We start from the raw sequence: 18,321 nt of genomic DNA, 5'->3' as shown, positions 1-18,321 counted from the left end.
TGGTATATTAGCACAGCCTAATTAAATATTCATTTTTATGATGAAAAATATTAAGTTAAATTGTGTAAGATCAGGTCAATAAACCCTGAAGTGGTGGTTTTTTGACTTTCATGACAGGCAATGTCAGCTGTTCTGTATCCTTCACCTAAGGCTTTGTTTATGGCTAGACGTATTTGACTTGCTGCTTTTTCGCGTTGAAAGCTGTGTTCTAACATCAAAGCCAAAGAGAGCAGTTGAGCCATAGGATTGGCGGTGTTTTTTCCAGTGAGTTCGGGTGCCGATCCGCCGGCAGGCTCATACAAACCAAAGCCTTGCGGATTGAAACTGGCTGAAGGCATCAGTCCTAAACTGCCGGGCAGTGCACTGGCAGCATCAGAGATGATGTCGCCAAACAAGTTCCCAGCCACCACCACATCGAACTGCTCGGGTTTGAGTATCAATTGCATGGCACAGTTATCTACCAGCTGATGTGTCAATTTAACTTGAGGATAATTGTGTGCCGTTTGTTCCATCACTTGGCGCCACAGTTGACTGCTTTGTAACACATTGGCTTTATCCACCGAAATCAATTGATTTTGGCGTTTTGATGCCAGCTGAAATGCCCAATCTGCAATCGATTTGACTTGGCTTTCATTGTATTCGGCTACATCCCTCGCCACTTTTTGTTCGTTTTCGATGACTGTTGATTTGTCACCGAAATAAATGTCACCGGCCAACTCCCTGAGAATCACAAAATCATTGCAAGCGGCATAGCGTTCGTTTTTTAACGGTGAAATGTGTGTCAATGCGGGATAAAAGTGTACGGGTCTGAGGTTGATGTTCAATTGTAAATGTTTACGCAAGGCGAGGATGGAATTGGCCTCACAGTTTTGCCATTGGGGTTCTTGTTGCTGATCAACAGGGCCGCCGACGGAACCAAACAACACGGCTTCAGCCCCGTCAATTAATGTTGCCGTCTGTTTAGGGAAGTGCTGTCCCGTTTCTTTGAACGCCGCTCCGCCAATCAACCCCGTTTTGAAGGTCAAATCGGGCGCCACTTTTTGTGCAACCCGTAATGTTTGGGTCATCACTTCTGGGCCTATACCATCGCCTGGTAATACCGCTACATAAGGTTTCATGCACTTGCTCCTTTAGCTTCGAGGAACAGCGTTTGTTGGGTTTGTTCCCACGCTTTAATCTCAGTTTGTTGATTTTGCAAATAGGCCAATTCGTCTTGCCCTTGTGTCAAACACCATTTAAAAAATGGGTCAATGTCAAAATGATGAGATGCCGATTGGTATGTCACCACTTGTGCTTCAATATTGATATAGCATGTGTGGTCTTTTTTGGTGGCAGTTGCTGCCCATTGTTGACATTGAGCGGCGTCCATTTGGATTAATAACAGGCCATTTTTCTTGGCATTGTTACTGAATATGTCTGCAAATGAAGGGGCGATGACTGCCTGATAACCGAGCTCTTTGATGGCCCAAATCGCGTGTTCTCTGGATGAACCACAGCCAAAGTTATCACCGGCCAATAGGATGCGACTGTTTTGGAATAAAGACTGATTAAGCACAAAGTCAGGTTCGGCTTTGAGTCTGGAAAAAGCGTTTGAACCAAAGCCTGTTTGGCTGGTTTGGGTTAAATACTGTGCAGGAATGATGATGTCTGTGTCGATGTCATCAATTACCATTGGCGTGATGTGGCTTTTGATGTGTGTGATTGCTTTCATGCCTGTGCTCCTGTTGATGGTGCGTGATTGTTTTGACCCATACTGATGTGCCCTTGAATGGCACTGTGTGCGACAGTCAAAGGTGAGGCCAGGTGGGTGATGCTGCCTGTGCCTTGTCGGCCTATAAAGTTACGGTTGGTGGTGCTGATACAACGTGCGCCTGCGGGTACCACATCATCATTCATGGCCAAACACATTGAACAGCCCGGCTGTCTGAAGGAGGCGCCAGCTTGTTCAAAAATATGATCCAAGCCTTCGCTTTGTGCTTGCTTTCTCACCTGTTCAGAGCCCGGTACGATGTACATGGTGACGTGATTGGCAACCCGATTGTGTTTTAAAACATCGGCCACCACACGCAAATCTTCGATGCGACCATTGGTACAGGAGCCGACAAAGGCCCAATCAATACGTGTGCCGGCCAGTTGGTCACTTTCAGCTAATTGTGTGTATGCCAAAGCGTCCCGAGTTTGTTCAGTTTTGGGGATTTGACCATCAATGTGAGTGGCTTGAGCGGGGTTGGTACCCCATGTCACCATCGGTTTTACTGTATCTAAATGAATCGTCACCGTGGCATCGTAATGGCAGCCAGTATCACTGATCAGTGTGCGCCAATGTTTAACCGCTTGGTCCCATTGTTGTCCTTTGGGTGCGTGGGCTTTACCAAAAATATAGGCAAAAGTGGTTTCATCAGGTGCTACCAGGCCTGCTATCGCGCCACATTCTATGCTCATGTTACACAGCGTCATCCGTTGTTCCATACTGAGTGACTTAATGGCTTGGCCGGTGTATTCGATCACATGTCCAGTGGCACCACCAACCCCCAGTAGAGCAATCAAATGCAACGCCATGTCTTTGGCACTGCAATTATTGGCTAACTCACCCTCAAAATGCACGCGCATCACTTTAGGCCGGTGCATCAACAAAGCACCTGTGGCCATGACATGCGCCAATGTTGAGGTGCCAATGCCAAAGGCCAGCGCCCCAAAAGCACCATGGGTGGCGGTATGTGAATCGCCACAAACCAAGGTCATGCCCGGTTGGGTCACGCCCAGCTCAGGACCTATTACGTGCACGATGCCTTGGTGACCGCTGTCAATGTCATGCAAAGTGATGCCGTGCTTTTTACAATTGTCACGCAAGGTGGCCATTTGTTTGGCTGCGACTGGGTCATCAACTTGGTCTCGGTTGTTGCGAGTCGGGATGCTGTGATCTATGGTGGCGAGCAATCGATGAGGGTGACGTACGGGAATGTTTTTGTCTGCCAATTGTTGGAATGCTTGGGCTGAGGTGACTTCATGAATCAAAGCAAAATCGATGCCCAGTACATCAGGAAAACCGGGTTTTGATGCGACCTGATGTTGTTGCCAAATTTTTTCTATGATGTTGTGTTTCATTGTTGCTGCTCCTTAATTTCGGGCCGTTGTGTTTGTTTGTAATGGTTGTCAATTTGCCAGCGGTTACAGGCATTGACCAATGCAGTGATGGCGGCTAATTGGATGTCTTTGTGGGTGGCGCTGCCCTCATACCGTTGACCAGACAGCTGTATGATGATTTCCGCTTTTGCGGGTGAATCTATGCCTGATGTGGTTGATTCACTGTGGTATGACTGGATACTGAATTTGCCCAGCTCTTGTTCTAGCTGCTGTTTGACTGCGGCCAGATAAGTGGCTTCATTGGCTTCAAGAGTCCACTGTGTATCGCTGCCAAATAGACATGAGCTGACCACCAATTGACCATTTTTTTGGTGTGAAAATTCAAGTGATTTGATCGGTTGTCGGTAGCTGAAATAGGCAGACATCAGTTCTGTATCAGTCAAGCCTTTGCGGCGGTTGCTGTACTGGTTTTTAATGAATTGTGTGATGGCGGTTTTTTCTTCTGTCAAACAAAGGTAACCATGGTCTTCAATGATTTTCTTGGCGTGGTTGCTGCCGCTTAAAGGACCAAACGCAAAGCTGATTTTTTGGCCCACTTCATCAGGTGCAAAGGGTTGATAAATGTGGCTGTCTTTTAAAATGGCATTGGTATGCCCGCCTGAAGAGTGTTTGGCCACATTGTCGCCGGCAATCGGCCAATGGGCTTGTCTTGGCAGCATGTGGTGGGCGACAAAATCTGAGATGGCTTTGATGTATTGGCTGTTGGCCTGTGTGTAAATCGGCGCGATGTCACTGTTCTGACCAAAGGTTTTAATCGCCATGATGCATTGTTCCAAAGCGACATTGCCGGCGCGTTCGCCGACACCATTGAAACAACCTTCTATTTGTGTCGCGGGGCCTTGGGTGACGGCGCGAAGGCTGTTGTCTAAAGCCATGCCAAAGTCGTTGTGACAATGCACAGACCAGGTGACTTGGTGTTGAGGCAATTGCGTTTTGACCAGCTCGGCATGTTGTGTCATGTGGTTGACAAAATAATCGTCGCCTTGCCAATAACAAGCGCTACCAATGGTATCTGGACAATTGATGATAGTTGCGCCAGATTCGACAGCGGCTAAAATCAAATCACTGACAAAATCAAAATTTTCCGCCATCTGAGAATAGGCTTCAGGGCTGAACTCTACTTCAAAACCTTGCTGCTGTGCCATGGCAATCATACGTTGGGTGTCTTTGATGATATGGCCTTTGTTTTTTGCATAGTTACCCAAAGAAGCCGTCATCAATCCTGGAGCCACAGGTAAATACAAATGAATGCGTGCTTGTGAAGGGTCAAGCGGCGCCAAAGATTCCATGGTTTGAATCAATTGGGCTTCTTTCAGTTGTGCCAATGCCGCCACTTTTGGCGGAGATTTTAAATGGCTGTATTGTTTGGCTATGTCATTCACGATGCGAAAATCTTCTTTACTGGCAGAGGGAAAGCCAGCTTCTAAGGTATCAATGCCTACTTGGGCAGCCAATGAAGCATAGTGTAAATTGTGTTGGTGACTCATGCCTGCACCGGGGCATTGTTGGCCATCTCTTAGGGTGGTGTCAAACAGTTGAATTTGTTTCATTTAAATGCTCTTTTTTTGATTTTATTTAGGCCACACTGATGCGTTTCAACAAGCGGCGTTGTTGATGCTTTGGGTGTGGTTTGTTGGTTATAAACAGCCACAGGAAGTGGTCTATCTATCTGATTTATAAATTAATTAAAATCAGCAATAAAGAAAGGGTGCTTAATAATAAAGTTGTCATGAATGGCAGGGTATTGTGACCGCTTTGGGTGTTGGATTGTGGCCGTGTTTGCGGCGACCATTTCTGCGCCACCTCTGGCGACATTTTTGGTTGTCTGTTCATGAGATTTAACTCCTAAATTACTTGGTTAAACTGTGTGTTTTATCGGCCAAATCATACTGGCCGGCTCCCAAGTTATCACAGCCGATGGCCGAATGAACAGTCTTTACCATATAACATATTTGTATATGCAAAATCAAGAAATAAGTTTGACAAGCAGAATGTCTTCTCCCACTATAGGCAGCCATTGAACAGCAATTTACAGCGAACAAAACAGAAAACAACAACATGAACATTTCAGCCAACAACGTCGTCGTCTTATTATCAGTCATTATTTTAGTGATTATACGCACGCGCATGTGGTGAGTTGGCAGAATAAACAAACATTCAAAAAAGCCCTTCTCACCAAGAAGGGCTTTTTTTTTACATCAAATAAAAAACTAAAAAAAAGAGCGAAATATGTATTACGACGATAACACGGTGGTTTTCCTCAATGGCGAATGGCTCAAAGCACAATCTGCCAAAGTGGGGCTGTATCAACAATCATTCCATTATGGCAATGGTGTGTTTGAAGGCATCAGGTCTTATCAAACGCCAACCGGCCCAAAGGTCTGGCATGCCAAAGCGCATTATGAACGTTTGCTGTATTCAGCAAAAACCATGCACATCAGCATTCCCTATGCGGTCGATGAACTGGTAGAACTGACCTACGAACTGCTTGAAAAGAACCAATTGGGTGATGCCTATATCCGGCCTTTGCTGTACACCAGTGAAAACATGGGTTTGCAAATAGATGATGAGGCACATTTGTTTTTGTGTGCATGGGACTGGGGCAGTTACTTTGGTGACAAACCATTGCATTTAGTGACATCACAATATGCCCGACCTGATCCTGCTTCATGCCATGTTGAAGCCAAAGTGACAGGGCACTACGCCAATTCCTTGCTGGCCATGAAAGCGGCGAAGCAACAAGGCTTTGATGATGCTTTGCTGTTGGATAAAAACGGACATGTGGCTGAAGCGACAGGCGCCAACATTTTTATCCAGAAAGGGGGTGTATTGTTTACCCCTAAAACTGGACATTTGCTGCCAGGCATCACCCGTCAAATTGTCATCGATTTGTGCCAGTCAATGGGCATCAGTTGTCAAGAAGCCACCTTGTCATTGGCAGATGTGTTAGCCGCGGACGCGGCATTTTTAACTGGAACGGCAGTTGAAATCAAAGGAGTGACATCTTTGGATGGTCAAGTGTTTCCATTGATGTGGCAAGAGTCCTTAGGTGCCACTATCCACCAGCAGTTCAACCAAAAAGTGAGGGCTGCCTAATGAAGTTAGATAACCCTTATTCTCGAACGGTGACGCAGGATGACAGCCTGCCTGCGGCACAAGCCATGTTGCATGCGATTGGTTTGGATAAACAAAAATTGGCATTGCCCTTCGTAGGCATTGCCTCAACAGGCTATGAAGGCAACCCATGCAATATGCACCTGAACAGCCTGGCGCAACAGGTCAAAACTGCATTGCCAACTGATGAAGTCAATGGTTTGATTTTTAACACCATTGGCATCTCTGATGGCATTTCCATGGGCACAAGCGGAATGAATTATTCGCTGCCTTCTCGTGATTTGATTGCGGACTCAATGGAGTCTGTGGTGGCGGGTATGCATTACGATGCCTTAGTGACTGTGGTGGGTTGTGATAAAAATTTACCGGGTGCTTTGATGGCGATGTTGCGATTGAACCGACCTAGCTTGATGTTATATGGCGGCAGCATTGCACCAGGTTGCCACAAGGGTAAAAAGTTGGATGTGGTGTCTGCTTTTGAGGCTTGGGGTGAAAAAGTCAAAGGTGAAATTAATCAACAAGATTACCAAGCGGTGATTGAAAATGCCTGTCCTGGTGCAGGTGCCTGTGGCGGTATGTACACGGCCAACACCATGTCGGCGGCGGCTGAAGCCATGGGCATGAGTTTACCTTATAGCGCGTCAAATCCAGCCACAAGCCCAGAGAAAAAAAGCGAATGTCAAAGCATCGCCAGGGCTTTGCGTTACTTGATGGCACATGACATCAAGCCCAGAGATGTGGTCACGCGTGCCAGTCTGTTCAACGCTTTCAGGGTGATCACGGTACTCGGCGGTTCGACCAATGCAGTATTGCATTTGTTGGCGATAGCCCATGCGGCTGAAATTCCTTTGGCCCTATTGGATTTACAAAACATCAGTCGCCAAACACCGATGTTGGCTGATTTGAAGCCCAGCGGCCGATACTTGATGGAAGATTTACACCATGCCGGTGGGGTACCTGCAGTGATGAAATTGATGTTAGAGCATGGCTTGTTGGATGGTTCATGTATGACGGTAACGGGTCGTTCGGTAGCAGAAAATTTAGCACAAGTGCCTCCGCTGGCTGAAAATCAAAGGGTCATCAAGCCACCCAATAAAGCCATCAAGAAAGCAGGTCACATTCAAATACTCACTGGCCGGTTGGCACCTGAAGGTTCAGTGGCAAAAATCACCGGCAAGGAAGGTGAGCGCTTTGTTGGTTCTGCACGGGTTTATGACAGCGAAGCTGAAGCCAATCAAGGCATCAAGTCAGGCGAAGTGGTTGCGGGAGATGTGGTGGTGATTCGCTATGTGGGACCGAAAGGTGGTCCCGGCATGCCTGAAATGCTCAAGCCCACAGCTGCCATCATGGGCGCAGGTTTGGGTAAAGAGGTGGCTTTGATCACAGACGGTCGGTTTTCTGGTGGTTCTCATGGATTTGTGGTGGGGCACATCAGTCCTGAAGCACAGTTGTGTGGTCCCATTGCTTTGGTGCAAACGGGTGATGAAATTACCATTGATGCCAAGCAGAATTCAATAGACGTGGCAGTTGACGAAGCGGAATGGGCCAAGCGCAAAGCGGCATGGCAGAAGCCAAAGCAAACAGCTGTGAAAGGCACTTTAGCTAAATATGCGCGCTTGGTAGCTTCGGCGTCATTGGGTTGTATCACAGACGGTGATGAAACCACAGGAGTACCACATGGCTGACGGGCATGCAATGACAGGTGCAGATGCTTTAATCCACTCATTGGATGCAGAAGGTGTGACCACCATATTTGGCTATCCTGGTGGCGCGATTATGCCGGTTTATGATGCTTTAGAGCGTTCAACTGCGGCGATGAAACATGTCTTGATGCGACATGAACAAGGGGCGGTGCATGCCGCCCAAGGTTGGGCACGGGTTAAAGGCCAAGCGGGTGTGTGTTTCGCCACCTCGGGTCCAGGTGCGGCCAACTTATTGACTGGCATCGCAGATGCTTACATGGATTCCACGCCTGTGGTTTGTATCACAGGCCAAGTTTTTGAGCACCTATTGGGTTCTGACGCGTTTCAAGAGTTGGACGTCATCAGCATGGCAGCCCCAGTCACCAAGTGGTGTATTCAAGTAACCCAAGCGGCTGACATTGCACCGGCAGTGGCCAAAGCTTTTTATGTGGCTCAAAGTGGCCGTCCGGGACCTGTGCTGATCGACATCACAAAAAATGCCCAGATGGAAGTTTGTGAATGGCGACATAACAGGTGTATTTCGGTGCCGGCTTACCAAGCATTGCCTAAATTAGATGTGGCAGCGGTTGAACAAGCGGCTGAACTCATCAACCAAGCTCAAAAACCATTGCTGATTTTTGGACAAGGCGTCACCTTATCAGGAGCAGAATCTCTGTTGTCTGATTTGTTGTCCTTGCTTCCCATGCCTGCGGCCAGTACCGCTTTGGGTTTGTCGGCCTTGCCCAGTGATCACCCCTGTTTGATAGGCATGTTAGGCATGCACGGACATTATGCAGCCAACAAAATGACCAATGAATGCGATGTGTTGATTGCCATGGGCATGCGTTTTGATGATCGGGTGACCAGTGACTTGTCAAAATACGCGCGCCAGGCAAAAGTGGTTCATTTTGATATTGATGCCAGTGAAATCAACAAAAACGTGGCCACAGATGTGGCGGTTGTGGCAGACCTTAAAGCCTCATTGGCGTCATTGATGCCACACTTAAAAGCCAAGGTTTATGAACCTTGGTGGGCACAGCATAACCAACACCAATCCTTAGAGCAACAACAAGTGACGGTTACAGATTTGGTAAGTACCGCATCGGATGAACTGATGACTATGGCTGTGGTTGTCCGTGCCCTGAATGAACAATTCAACGATGCCATTTGGGTCACCGATGTCGGCCAACACCAGATGGTGGCTTGTCGTTATGCCAAGCTGAAGTCAAAACGCTGCTGGGTGACATCCGGCGGTCTGGGAACCATGGGTTTTTGTTTGCCTGCGGCTTTGGGAGCACAAATGGCAGCCCAGCAATCAGCCAAGCCAAAACCCGTGGTGGCAGTGGTCGGAGATGGTGGTTTGCAAATGACGGTTCAAGAGATGGCCGTATTAAAACAGCACCAAATCCCAGTCAAAGTGGTGGTTATGAACAATGAATATTTGGGCATGGTGAGGCAGTGGCAAGAACTGTATTTTGAACAGCGGTATGCAGAAACTGCGATAGAAAACCCAGATTTTTGTGCCTTGGCAGCTGCTTATGGTATCGATAATCAACAAGTTGATTCTCACAAGGCATTGGTTTCAGCAATAACCACAATGGCTAACCACAATGGGCCCTATTTACTCGAAGTGCGGGTTAAAAAAGAGGGCAATGTCTTTCCCATCATCACCCCTGGTGCATCGGTTTCAGAAATGCAATTAAGCACCGTCATGGAAACAACAATTGAGCAGAACAATCCAATCAATAGCGGAGAACAACAATGAAATTCACCATACTGGCCAACCATCAGGCCCATGTATTAACCAAAACGGCAGCCTTGTTTTCAAGGTTCGGTCTCACCATTGAAGATTGGCGCATGTCAGCTGTCTATCATGGCGCCACCATGCAACAACACATCCAAGTGGCTTGCAGTGATGCCATGGCGACACGCATCCAAAAGCAATTACAAAGGATGGTGGATGTACATGAAGTGCATTTTGAACCGGCGAATCAACCTTTTTGGGGTCAGGTCAACGAGCAACAGCGCTTGCCAGTAGCAAGTCATCAATAATTTTTATTACTACGAGACATATGTAGATGTCTCACAACAATTTAATTAAAAAAACAGGAGAACATATCATGGCAAAAATCAATTTCGGCGGTACTTGGGAACAAGTGGTTACTCGCGAAGAATACCCTTTAACAGAAGCGCAAGCGCAGCTGAAGAATAAAACCATTGCCGTTCTGGGTTATGGTGTACAAGGGCCCGGACAGGCGTTGAATTTAAGAGACAATGGATTGAATGTGATTGTCGGACAACGGGCTGATTCCAGTTCTTGGGACAAAGCTGTGGCCGATGGTTGGCAGCCGGGCGTGAATTTATTTGATGTGGCCACCGCTGCCAAAAAAGCAGATGTGGTGATGAACCTGCTGTCAGACGCAGGTCAAATTGCTGCCTGGCCGCAAATCAAAGTCGGGTTGAATGCAGGTGATACGCTTTATTTTTCACACGGGTTTGGCATCACTTTTCATGACCAAACGGACATCATCCCACCTGAAAATGTGGATGTGGTTCTGGTTGCACCTAAGGGGTCTGGCACCTCATTGCGCCGTTTATTCTTAGACAAAAAGGGTTTGAATTCCAGCTACGCGGTATTCCAAGATTTTACAGGAGAAGCGCAACAAACGGCAGTCGCTTTGGGAATGGCGATTGGTTCTGGTTACTTGTTTGAAACAGATTTTGAAAAAGAGGTGTATTCAGATTTGACTGGTGAGCGAGGCATTTTGATGGGGGCATTGGCTGGCTTATTTGAGGCACAATATGAAGTGCTGCGTCACCATGGCCATTCGCCTTCAGAGGCATTCAATGAAACAGTGGAGGAGCTGACCCAAAGTTTGATGCCATTGGTTGCCGAAAAAGGCATGGATTGGATGTATGCCAATACCTCAGCAACAGCGCAACGCGGCGCATTAGATTGGCGTCATAAATTCAGGGAAGCCAATGTGCCTTTGTTTGAAAGCCTTTATCAAAGTGTGGCTTCTGGGCAGGAAGCTGAGCGTGTGATTGCGGCCAACCAACACGATGATTACCGCTTACAGTTGAACGAAGAGTTACAAACATTGAGGGAATCAGAGTTGTGGCAAACAGGTTTACAGGTGCGTAAGTTAAGGCCAGAACAAGGTTCTGAAGCATGACTGTTGCAGAACGCAAAAACCATGATAAAGGTGTTTTTATCGATGTTTCGGCAGCCGCTCAGCGGCTGTCGGGTGTGGTTAATGAAACACCTTTGTCCCTGAACACGACTTATTCCGAACTTTTCGGGGCAATAGTGCTGCTAAAACGTGAAGATTTACAAACCGTGCGTTCTTATAAAATTCGCGGTTCTTACAATAAAATCAGCGCGTTAATGGAACGAGACACCAAGCTAAACCATGTGGTTTGTGCCAGCGCTGGTAACCATGCACAAGGTGTTGCAGATACGGCGAAGAAGCGACAAGTAAAGGCCACCATATTCATGCCTGTCACGACGCCCAAACAAAAGATTGAGCAGGTCAATATGTTTGGCGATCAATGGGTCGATGTGAAGTTAATAGGCGATACTTTTGATCAGTCTAACGATGCAGCCATGGCATTTGCACAACGGCAGCAGTTGCGCTTTATTCACCCTTTCGATGACCCTGAGGTCATTGCGGGTCAAGCCACCATTGGCTTGGAAATATTAAAACAGCACAATGAACCGATTGATTACCTTTTTGTGCCTGTTGGAGGAGGTGGTCTGGCTGCCGGTATGGTCTCTGTGTTTAGCCAATTGTCACCCGAAACAAAAATCATTGGTGTCGAGCCCTCGGGTGCGGCATCTATGGGGTTAGCTATTGAGCGAGGTCGCCCGACTGCTTTGGCGCAGTTAGATCGTTTTGTTGATGGTGCAGCAGTGTGCCAAGTGGGTCAGCACAGTTTTGAATTGTGCCAATCGGGTTTGACCGATGTGTTGACCGTTGATGATGGTTTGGTTTGTCAAACCATACTTAATCTATACAACAAAGATGCCATTGTGGTTGAGCCAGCTGGTGCCTTGTCTTTGGCTGGCTTGCAACAATATCAAGAGCAAATCAAAGGTAAGCATGTGGTATGTATTCTCAGTGGCAGCAACAACGACATCACCCGAATTGAAGAAATCAGGGAAAAAGCGCTGTTATATCATGGTTTAAAACATTATTTTTTGGTCAGGTTTCCACAACGGGCAGGGGCGTTGAAGTCTTTTGTGGCTGACATTCTGGGGGCAAATGATGACATCACTTATTTTCAATACCAGAAAAAACACAACCGAGAAAGCGGGCTGGCAGTGGTTGGTATAGAGCTTAAAAGTGAATCAGACTTCGAACCTTTGATGGATAAAATGAAGGCCCAAGGTTTTTTCAGTGATTATTTAAATCACCAACCTGAGCTGTTTTCTTTGTTGATGTGATCATTTATGACTTAGTCAGCAGGTGCGATGCATTTGTGGGCGAATGAAATATTAGATTGGTCCCTTTTGATTTCTTCCCAACGACTCAGTTTATCGTGAATTTTGCATTCATAGGTGTTGGTGAGTGTGCCAATTGAACAATTACTCAAGCTGACCACAACTTGACTGCTGGCTGCGAGGTTTCCACACAGGTGTGCTACAGCGTTTTTTGAATTTGATGCAGTTGCTTTATCTATCTTTTGATTCATGTCTATGAAAAGTGCTGATATGTTAAATGAACCATCTATATTTTTATAGTTATCAGATTCAAAAGGGATGGTGATTTCAATACTGTCTGCGTTGTGAGCACCTTTAGGTAAATGCATTTTAGACTTGGAACTCATCGGTGTGGTTATCGTGACCAATAAATGGTCTGTTTTATCTATTTGGTAAGGGTGCAATGCAGACTTGATCAATTGGGCTGCAGATAAATCTGCGTTCCATGTGGATTGATTGCTTGAAGTTGTCAGTTGTTCGGTTGGATTTGTAACTAAAGTCAGTGCAGTTAATAGCAGTTTTATGAGCATGATACGAGTATTTGTGTGATTAAAAGTATTTTAAGTGTGGCAGCGTATCAATTCAATGTTGTAAACATCTTTTTAAAAAGTGAGTCATTCGTCATTGATGCGTATGGCGGGCAGCCTGAGATTGAAATAAATTGATGCCATTCTGATGACAATGATTGATGAAATAGCCATTGAGTTGATAATTAAACTGGGTATTTGAAATTTATTCAGCACAAGAAAGACGACCACGCCGACCAAAGCAGAAACCGAATATAAAGTCTCTGTAGGTCTGAATATGAAGGGTACTTCATTTGATAAAACGTCCCTGATGACACCGCCCAAAACACCAGTGAACAGCGCCAATAACACAATGATGATGGTTGAATCATGGTAATCACTGGCAATTTCTGCACCCAAGATGGTAAAGAACGCGAGGCCAATGGCATCGAACAATCGCAGTGACTTGTGGGGTGGCTTGAAATATTTAAGATAAATGATGGTAAAGCCCGTGGCAAAAATAGACACCCATATGTTGATGGGTTCAGTAATCCAAAATACCGTTCGATCTAAAATAAGGTCGCGGAATGTGCCCCCGCCCAAAGAAGTGGCCAATGACAAAGCGGTGGCGCCTACCCAATCCAGGTGCATTCGTGCTGCAACTATGGCACCACTGACCGCGCAAACAAATACAGCCGCAAAATAAATGTAATCGATAATCATCATGTCGGCATTTTATCAGTTCTTAACTGAGCCACCTTATAAAAAAATGGCATGGATAAATAAACCTTTCTATTGGTCTTGTATTTTCATGAGCCTTGTATGATAATGCGAATCATTCTCACTTAAGTTGTGAATGCTATGATTAAAACAATCACTTTCGCCATCATGCATTTTTCCATTGCATTCTTGGTGGTTTACGCCTTAACTGGCAGCTTTTTAATTGGTGGAACAGTGGCTTTGATTGAGCCAGCTGTGAATACTGTTGGCTTTTACTTTCACGAAAAAGTGTGGCAACGGTTTGAAAGGAATTCGTTAAAGCTTGCGGATTAATGATTGGGTCGTTTTAGAATGTGACCTTTAGCTGTTGTAAGACTGGGTGCTTTGATAGAAAATAGCTGCTTAATCAAATGGAATTAAGCCAAGCTCGATCATGAACTTACCTTTTTTTATTGGCCTTAGGTACACCAAAGCCAAACGCAAGAACCATTTTATTTCCTTCATCTCTTTGATCTCAATGGGCGGCATTGCTTTGGGTGTGATGACCGTGATTGTGGTGGTTTCTGTGATGAATGGATTCAATAAAGAATTCAAAGAGCGCATGTTGAGCACCGTTTCTCATGCCACCATTTCAACCTATACTGGCGATCGATTAAATGATTGGCAAGCCACTGCGGAAACGGCCAAACTGAATGAGCATGTCTTGGGTGCCGCGCCATACATTCACAGTGAAGGCATGTTACAAGGTTCGCGCACCGAAGGCGCTTTGATCAGAGGGATTGAACCTGAATTAGAAACATCAGTAACAGAATTCCAAGATGCCATGCGTTATGGGGTGTTGGATGATTTACAAGCTGGTGAATTCAATGTCGTTTTGGGTGTTGATTTGGCGGCACATTTGGGGGTGGGACCAGGTGATAAGGTCACTTTGTACGTGCCTGAATTTCGCACCACGGCTGTCGGGGTAACGCCACGCTTGAAACGTTTTACTGTGACCGGTATTTTTGAGGTCGGTATGTATGAATACGATTTCAAACTGGCCTTGATTCACATGAGTGACATGCAAAAGTTATTGCGCATGCCCTCAGGTTCTGCCGAAGGGGTGCGATTGAAAGTGGATGACTTAATGCGTGCCAATGCCATAGCGCGAGAGATAGGCCTGAATTTAGATGGTTTTTTGAAAATCAGAGACTGGACCCAAGAACACGTTAATTTCTTTAAAGCCACGCGCACTGAGCGGATGGCGATGTTTATTATTTTGTCGATGATTGTGGCTGTGGCGGCTTTTAACATTTTATCGACTTTGGTGATGTTGGTGACTGAGAAACAATCAGATGTGGCGATTTTAAGGACTTTAGGATTGTCAGGAGGCCGCATCATGATGGTTTTTATGATTTCTGGTACTTTGATTGGGTTGGTCGGCACCCTGTTAGGTTTGGTAGCGGGTGTCATCGTTTCCTTGAATATCAGTAGTATTATTGAGGCAATTGAAGGTTGGTTTAATACCGAATTTTTATCCAAAGATATTTATTACATCACTGAGTTATCAGCTGATTTACAACAGAATGATGTTGTTATGATTGCTGGAATTGCTTTTGTTATGTCGGTTTTGTCTACTTTATATCCTGCTTGGCGTGCAGCTAAGATTCATCCTGCGGAGGCTTTGCGTCATGAGTGATGTGATTTTAAGTTGTCAACAATTGGCAAAGACCTATCAAGACGGTGAAAAAAATGTTCAGGTTTTCAAGGACTTAAATTTTGCCATTAAATCCGGCGAATCTGTGGCCATCATGGGGGCTTCAGGTTCTGGAAAAAGCACATTGATGCATTTGTTGGGTGGTTTGGATCACGCCACAGCTGGTCAGATTCTGCTAAAAGGTAAGGATTTATCAAAGCTGAGCGCCAACAAACGAGGCATGATGCGCAATCAGCATTTGGGATTTGTTTATCAGTTTCATCATTTATTGCCTGAGTTTACCGCTTTGGAAAATGTCATGATGCCGCTGTTGATCGCTAAGAAAGGTAAAAAAGAAGCGGCTAAAATCGCCGCAGATACTTTGAAGCAGGTGGGACTGTCTGAGCGTTTGACGCATCGGCCTGCACAATTATCAGGCGGTGAACGTCAAAGGGCTGCCATTGCGCGTGCTTTGGTGATGCAGCCTGATTGTATTTTAGCCGATGAGCCGACGGGTAATTTGGATGAAAAAACGGCACAGTCTGTTATGGATATGTTTTTAGAGTTAAATCAAGCAAATAACACGGCTTTGATTTTGGTCACTCATGACATGGCAGTGGCGCAGCAGATGCAAAAAATTTATGAATTAAGACTTGGAGATTTACACCCATACAGTGGCAATTAAGTAAAAGCGTTAACAACAGCCATTTGTTGGCTTTTGTACTGGGTGTGTTTCACATCTGGTGTCTACCTGATTTGTCTTGGGTATGGGGGGTGTTAACGTTTTATGGGCTGTTGGTTTTGGCCAACTGGATAAAGCAAAATACGTTTTTAACGCCAGTTTTGTTTTTGTTTTTGGGCTTGTTGTTGGTTGGAATTACGGCTCAATGGCATATTTCACAGCAGTTGAAGTCACCCAAATATGATCAGCATATCAAAGTGCAAATTTTGGGCTTGGTGAAAAGTCAAAGTGACCGACACCAAATTGTCGCCAAAGACACCTCATCATCTCATAAATATTTGTTAAACCATTACTCGGATGACACGGTACCTTGGCAGTCGGGTGATGTTTTGTCCTTGGTTGTTAACCTGAAGCCTCCACATGGAACCGCCAACCCGGTTGGATTTGATCGTGAGCGTTGGTTGTTCAGAAAACACATTGCAGCAACTGGCACAATCAAAACTTGGAAAGTACTTACTGTTGATACATGGAACCCCTTACACCACGTCAATCGTTGGCGGGCAGAAGTGGCAAAGCTTTGGCAAGCATCAATAGAGGACAGAAAAGTCAGTGCATTGTTAATGGCTTTGTCAGTGGGTGACAAATCACATTTTGATCAAGAAGATTTCAAACGATTTCAAAATACTGGCACTGCCCATTTGGTGGCGATCTCGGGTCTACATATAGGCATGATGGCAGCGGTTGGCTATGGCTTGGGTTGGCTGTTTTTTGCATGCTGGCCACAGGAGCGAATCACCCGACCTCAAATTCAAGCGATGAGTGCATGGGTATTGGCTGCAACATATGCCGCTTTGGCTGGGCTGGCAGTTCCGACTTTGCGGGCTTTATTGATGCTGACTGTTTATTTGTATTTCCAATTCATCAAAAGAAAAGCCTATGCATGGGATGTGTGGTCTTTGAGTTTATTTCTGGTGGTTTTGTTTGATCCGTTGGGGGTGCTGGATTTCGGCTTGTTTTTGTCTTTTGGTGCTGTGGCCGTTTTGATTCTGGTGTTCCAGGGGCAAGGTAACCGCCATGACGAAAATAAATTGAAGTGGCATCAGTGGATAAAAGCACAATGGGTGTTGTTGCTAGGTTTGATGCCTATGCAGCTATTGATGCTCGGTCGTGTGACTTGGGTAGCACCTTTAGTCAATATGATGGCCATACCATTAATGACGGTTGCCATTGTGCCTTTGTTGTTCATGGTTTTGATGTGGCAGTTTTTAGTCGGCAAACCGCCCGAATTTTTAATGGATATTTTGGTGCTGTTGTGTGAGCTGTTCTATTGGATACTCGACCTTTTTGAGTCGTTGCCTTGGGTTTCAATGGATGTGCCTTCAATGTCTTGGTGGCAGTGGCTGTTTTTGATGGGCTTTTTGCTGTTGATGCTGTTGCCTCGTGTCATCCCACAAAAATTTTGGGCATTCTTTTTGCTGTTGCCAGTTGTTATAAACACCAAAGAGTCCTTGCCTAAAGGGTTTTTCAAAGCACAGTTTTTTGATGTTGGTCAAGGGTTATCTGTGGCCATTAGCACCCGAAATCATGACATGTTGTATGATTTAGGTGCCGCTTATGACAGTGGCTTCAATTGGGCAGAAGCGGTGGTCCTGCCAGCATTAAAAATTGAAGCCATCAAGCATTTAGATGCGGTGGTGGTTTCTCACCAAGACAATGACCATGCAGGAGGTTTACCCTTCCTTAAAGAGTTAATCAACATAGAAAAAGTCTATGGCTCAACTGAGGGTCAAATCTCCTGTGTTAAAGGCGTGCATTGGCAATGGGATGAGGTCACTTTCGAAGTGCTCAGTCCTTATAATTTGATACCCTACCTGAAAAACAACAGTTCCTGTGTTTTGCGGGTCAGTTCTGTCCACGGCAGCCTGTTATTAACCGGTGACATAGAATCTGCCGTTGAATACCGCTTGTTGTCTCAGTCAGATAAATTACAAAGTGATGTGATGTTGATGCCCCACCATGGCAGTAAAACATCTTCTACGGCCGCGTTTATTGAACAAGTGTCGCCACAATGGGTGGTCAATTCGTCGGGAAAATACAATCCATTTAATCACCCAGCCACTGAAGTGATGGAGCGTTATGAAATGCCTGTCTTTGACACCCAACAATTAGGACAAGTCACCGCTTCAAATTACCCTGTTTGGCATTTTCATGGTTTCAGGGAAGATTTTCCGAAACTGTGGCGAAATGCCCCACAAGAATGAAAATAAATTTAAGCACAAAAAAACCCGGAATCAATCCGGGTTTTTTATTTTTAA

At 45.6% G+C, this 18,321-nt stretch carries 16 protein-coding genes; 10 read left to right on the top strand and 6 right to left on the bottom strand.

Going from position 1 to position 18,321, the window contains the following annotated elements:
* Positions 1-50: 50 nt before the first annotated feature.
* From leuB to FET73_RS09745, 4 genes are read right to left on the bottom strand one after another with little or no spacing between them, the layout of a single operon-like run.
* Positions 51-1,118, bottom strand: a complete 1,068-nt coding sequence (gene leuB, locus FET73_RS09760; protein WP_154223755.1) for a 3-isopropylmalate dehydrogenase — start codon at positions 1,116-1,118, stop codon at positions 51-53.
* Positions 1,115-1,711, bottom strand: coding sequence for a 3-isopropylmalate dehydratase small subunit (gene leuD, locus FET73_RS09755; protein ID WP_154223754.1), 597 nt, complete (start codon positions 1,709-1,711; stop codon positions 1,115-1,117). The genes leuB and leuD overlap by 4 nt, the downstream gene beginning before the upstream one ends.
* Complete coding sequence (gene leuC, locus FET73_RS09750; RefSeq protein WP_154223753.1) at positions 1,708-3,105, bottom strand: 3-isopropylmalate dehydratase large subunit; 1,398 nt, start codon at positions 3,103-3,105, stop codon at positions 1,708-1,710. Before leuC ends, leuD begins: the two co-directional genes overlap by 4 nt.
* Positions 3,102-4,694: an alpha-isopropylmalate synthase regulatory domain-containing protein gene (locus tag FET73_RS09745; protein WP_154223752.1), complete on the bottom strand. Its 1,593-nt coding sequence runs from the start codon at positions 4,692-4,694 to the stop codon at positions 3,102-3,104. Before FET73_RS09745 ends, leuC begins: the two co-directional genes overlap by 4 nt.
* Before the next feature lie 679 nt (positions 4,695-5,373).
* Here FET73_RS09745 and ilvE point away from each other — a divergent pair.
* From ilvE to ilvA, 6 genes are all read left to right on the top strand, one after another.
* Positions 5,374-6,240 (top strand): branched-chain-amino-acid transaminase, encoded by an 867-nt coding sequence (ilvE, locus tag FET73_RS09740; protein WP_154223751.1) that lies wholly within the window; start codon positions 5,374-5,376, stop codon positions 6,238-6,240.
* Positions 6,240-7,943: a dihydroxy-acid dehydratase gene (gene ilvD / locus FET73_RS09735; RefSeq protein WP_154223750.1), complete on the top strand. Its 1,704-nt coding sequence runs from the start codon at positions 6,240-6,242 to the stop codon at positions 7,941-7,943. The genes ilvE and ilvD overlap by 1 nt, the downstream gene beginning before the upstream one ends.
* Positions 7,936-9,705: a biosynthetic-type acetolactate synthase large subunit gene (ilvB, locus tag FET73_RS09730; RefSeq protein ID WP_218944308.1), complete on the top strand. Its 1,770-nt coding sequence runs from the start codon at positions 7,936-7,938 to the stop codon at positions 9,703-9,705. The genes ilvD and ilvB overlap by 8 nt, the downstream gene beginning before the upstream one ends.
* The gene (locus tag FET73_RS09725; protein ID WP_154223749.1) at positions 9,702-9,992 is read left to right on the top strand and encodes an acetolactate synthase small subunit; all 291 of its coding nucleotides are present in this window, start codon (positions 9,702-9,704) and stop codon (positions 9,990-9,992) included. Before ilvB ends, FET73_RS09725 begins: the two co-directional genes overlap by 4 nt.
* A 68-nt stretch (positions 9,993-10,060) precedes the next feature.
* Complete coding sequence (ilvC, locus tag FET73_RS09720) at positions 10,061-11,116, top strand: ketol-acid reductoisomerase (protein WP_154223748.1); 1,056 nt, start codon at positions 10,061-10,063, stop codon at positions 11,114-11,116.
* Complete coding sequence (gene ilvA, locus FET73_RS09715; protein WP_154223747.1) at positions 11,113-12,387, top strand: threonine ammonia-lyase IlvA; 1,275 nt, start codon at positions 11,113-11,115, stop codon at positions 12,385-12,387. The genes ilvC and ilvA overlap by 4 nt, the downstream gene beginning before the upstream one ends.
* 11 nt (positions 12,388-12,398) lie before the next feature.
* On the opposite strand, the gene FET73_RS09710 is transcribed toward ilvA, so the two are convergent.
* A complete protein-coding gene (locus FET73_RS09710; RefSeq protein WP_154223746.1) occupies positions 12,399-12,953 on the bottom strand; it encodes a hypothetical protein in 555 nt (184 codons plus the stop codon).
* An 84-nt stretch (positions 12,954-13,037) separates the two neighbouring features.
* Positions 13,038-13,655 carry a trimeric intracellular cation channel family protein gene (locus tag FET73_RS09705; RefSeq protein WP_154223745.1) on the bottom strand — a complete coding sequence of 206 codons (618 nt, stop codon included), beginning with the start codon at positions 13,653-13,655 and terminating at the stop codon, positions 13,038-13,040.
* Between the two features lie 135 nt (positions 13,656-13,790).
* Between FET73_RS09705 and FET73_RS09700 the strand changes: the two genes are divergently transcribed.
* The 4 genes from FET73_RS09700 (at position 13,791) to FET73_RS09685 (ending at position 18,267) form a co-directional block, all read left to right on the top strand.
* On the top strand, positions 13,791-13,982 hold the full coding sequence (locus tag FET73_RS09700) for a DUF2061 domain-containing protein (RefSeq protein ID WP_154223744.1): 192 nt from the start codon (positions 13,791-13,793) through the stop codon (positions 13,980-13,982).
* Positions 13,983-14,082: 100 nt separating this feature from the next.
* Positions 14,083-15,327 carry a lipoprotein-releasing ABC transporter permease subunit gene (locus FET73_RS09695; protein WP_154223743.1) on the top strand — a complete coding sequence of 415 codons (1,245 nt, stop codon included), beginning with the start codon at positions 14,083-14,085 and terminating at the stop codon, positions 15,325-15,327.
* Entirely contained in the window at positions 15,320-16,009 is a 690-nt protein-coding gene (gene lolD / locus FET73_RS09690) for a lipoprotein-releasing ABC transporter ATP-binding protein LolD (RefSeq protein ID WP_154223742.1), read from the top strand. Before FET73_RS09695 ends, lolD begins: the two co-directional genes overlap by 8 nt.
* Before the next feature lie 26 nt (positions 16,010-16,035).
* A complete protein-coding gene (locus FET73_RS09685; RefSeq protein WP_179952210.1) occupies positions 16,036-18,267 on the top strand; it encodes a DNA internalization-related competence protein ComEC/Rec2 in 2,232 nt (743 codons plus the stop codon).
* Positions 18,268-18,321 lie beyond the last annotated feature (54 nt).

The organism is Marinicella rhabdoformis (assembly GCF_009671245.1).
Classification (GTDB): domain Bacteria; phylum Pseudomonadota; class Gammaproteobacteria; order Xanthomonadales; family Marinicellaceae; genus Marinicella; species Marinicella rhabdoformis.
This window is presented reverse-complemented; position numbering and strand designations above follow the sequence as displayed.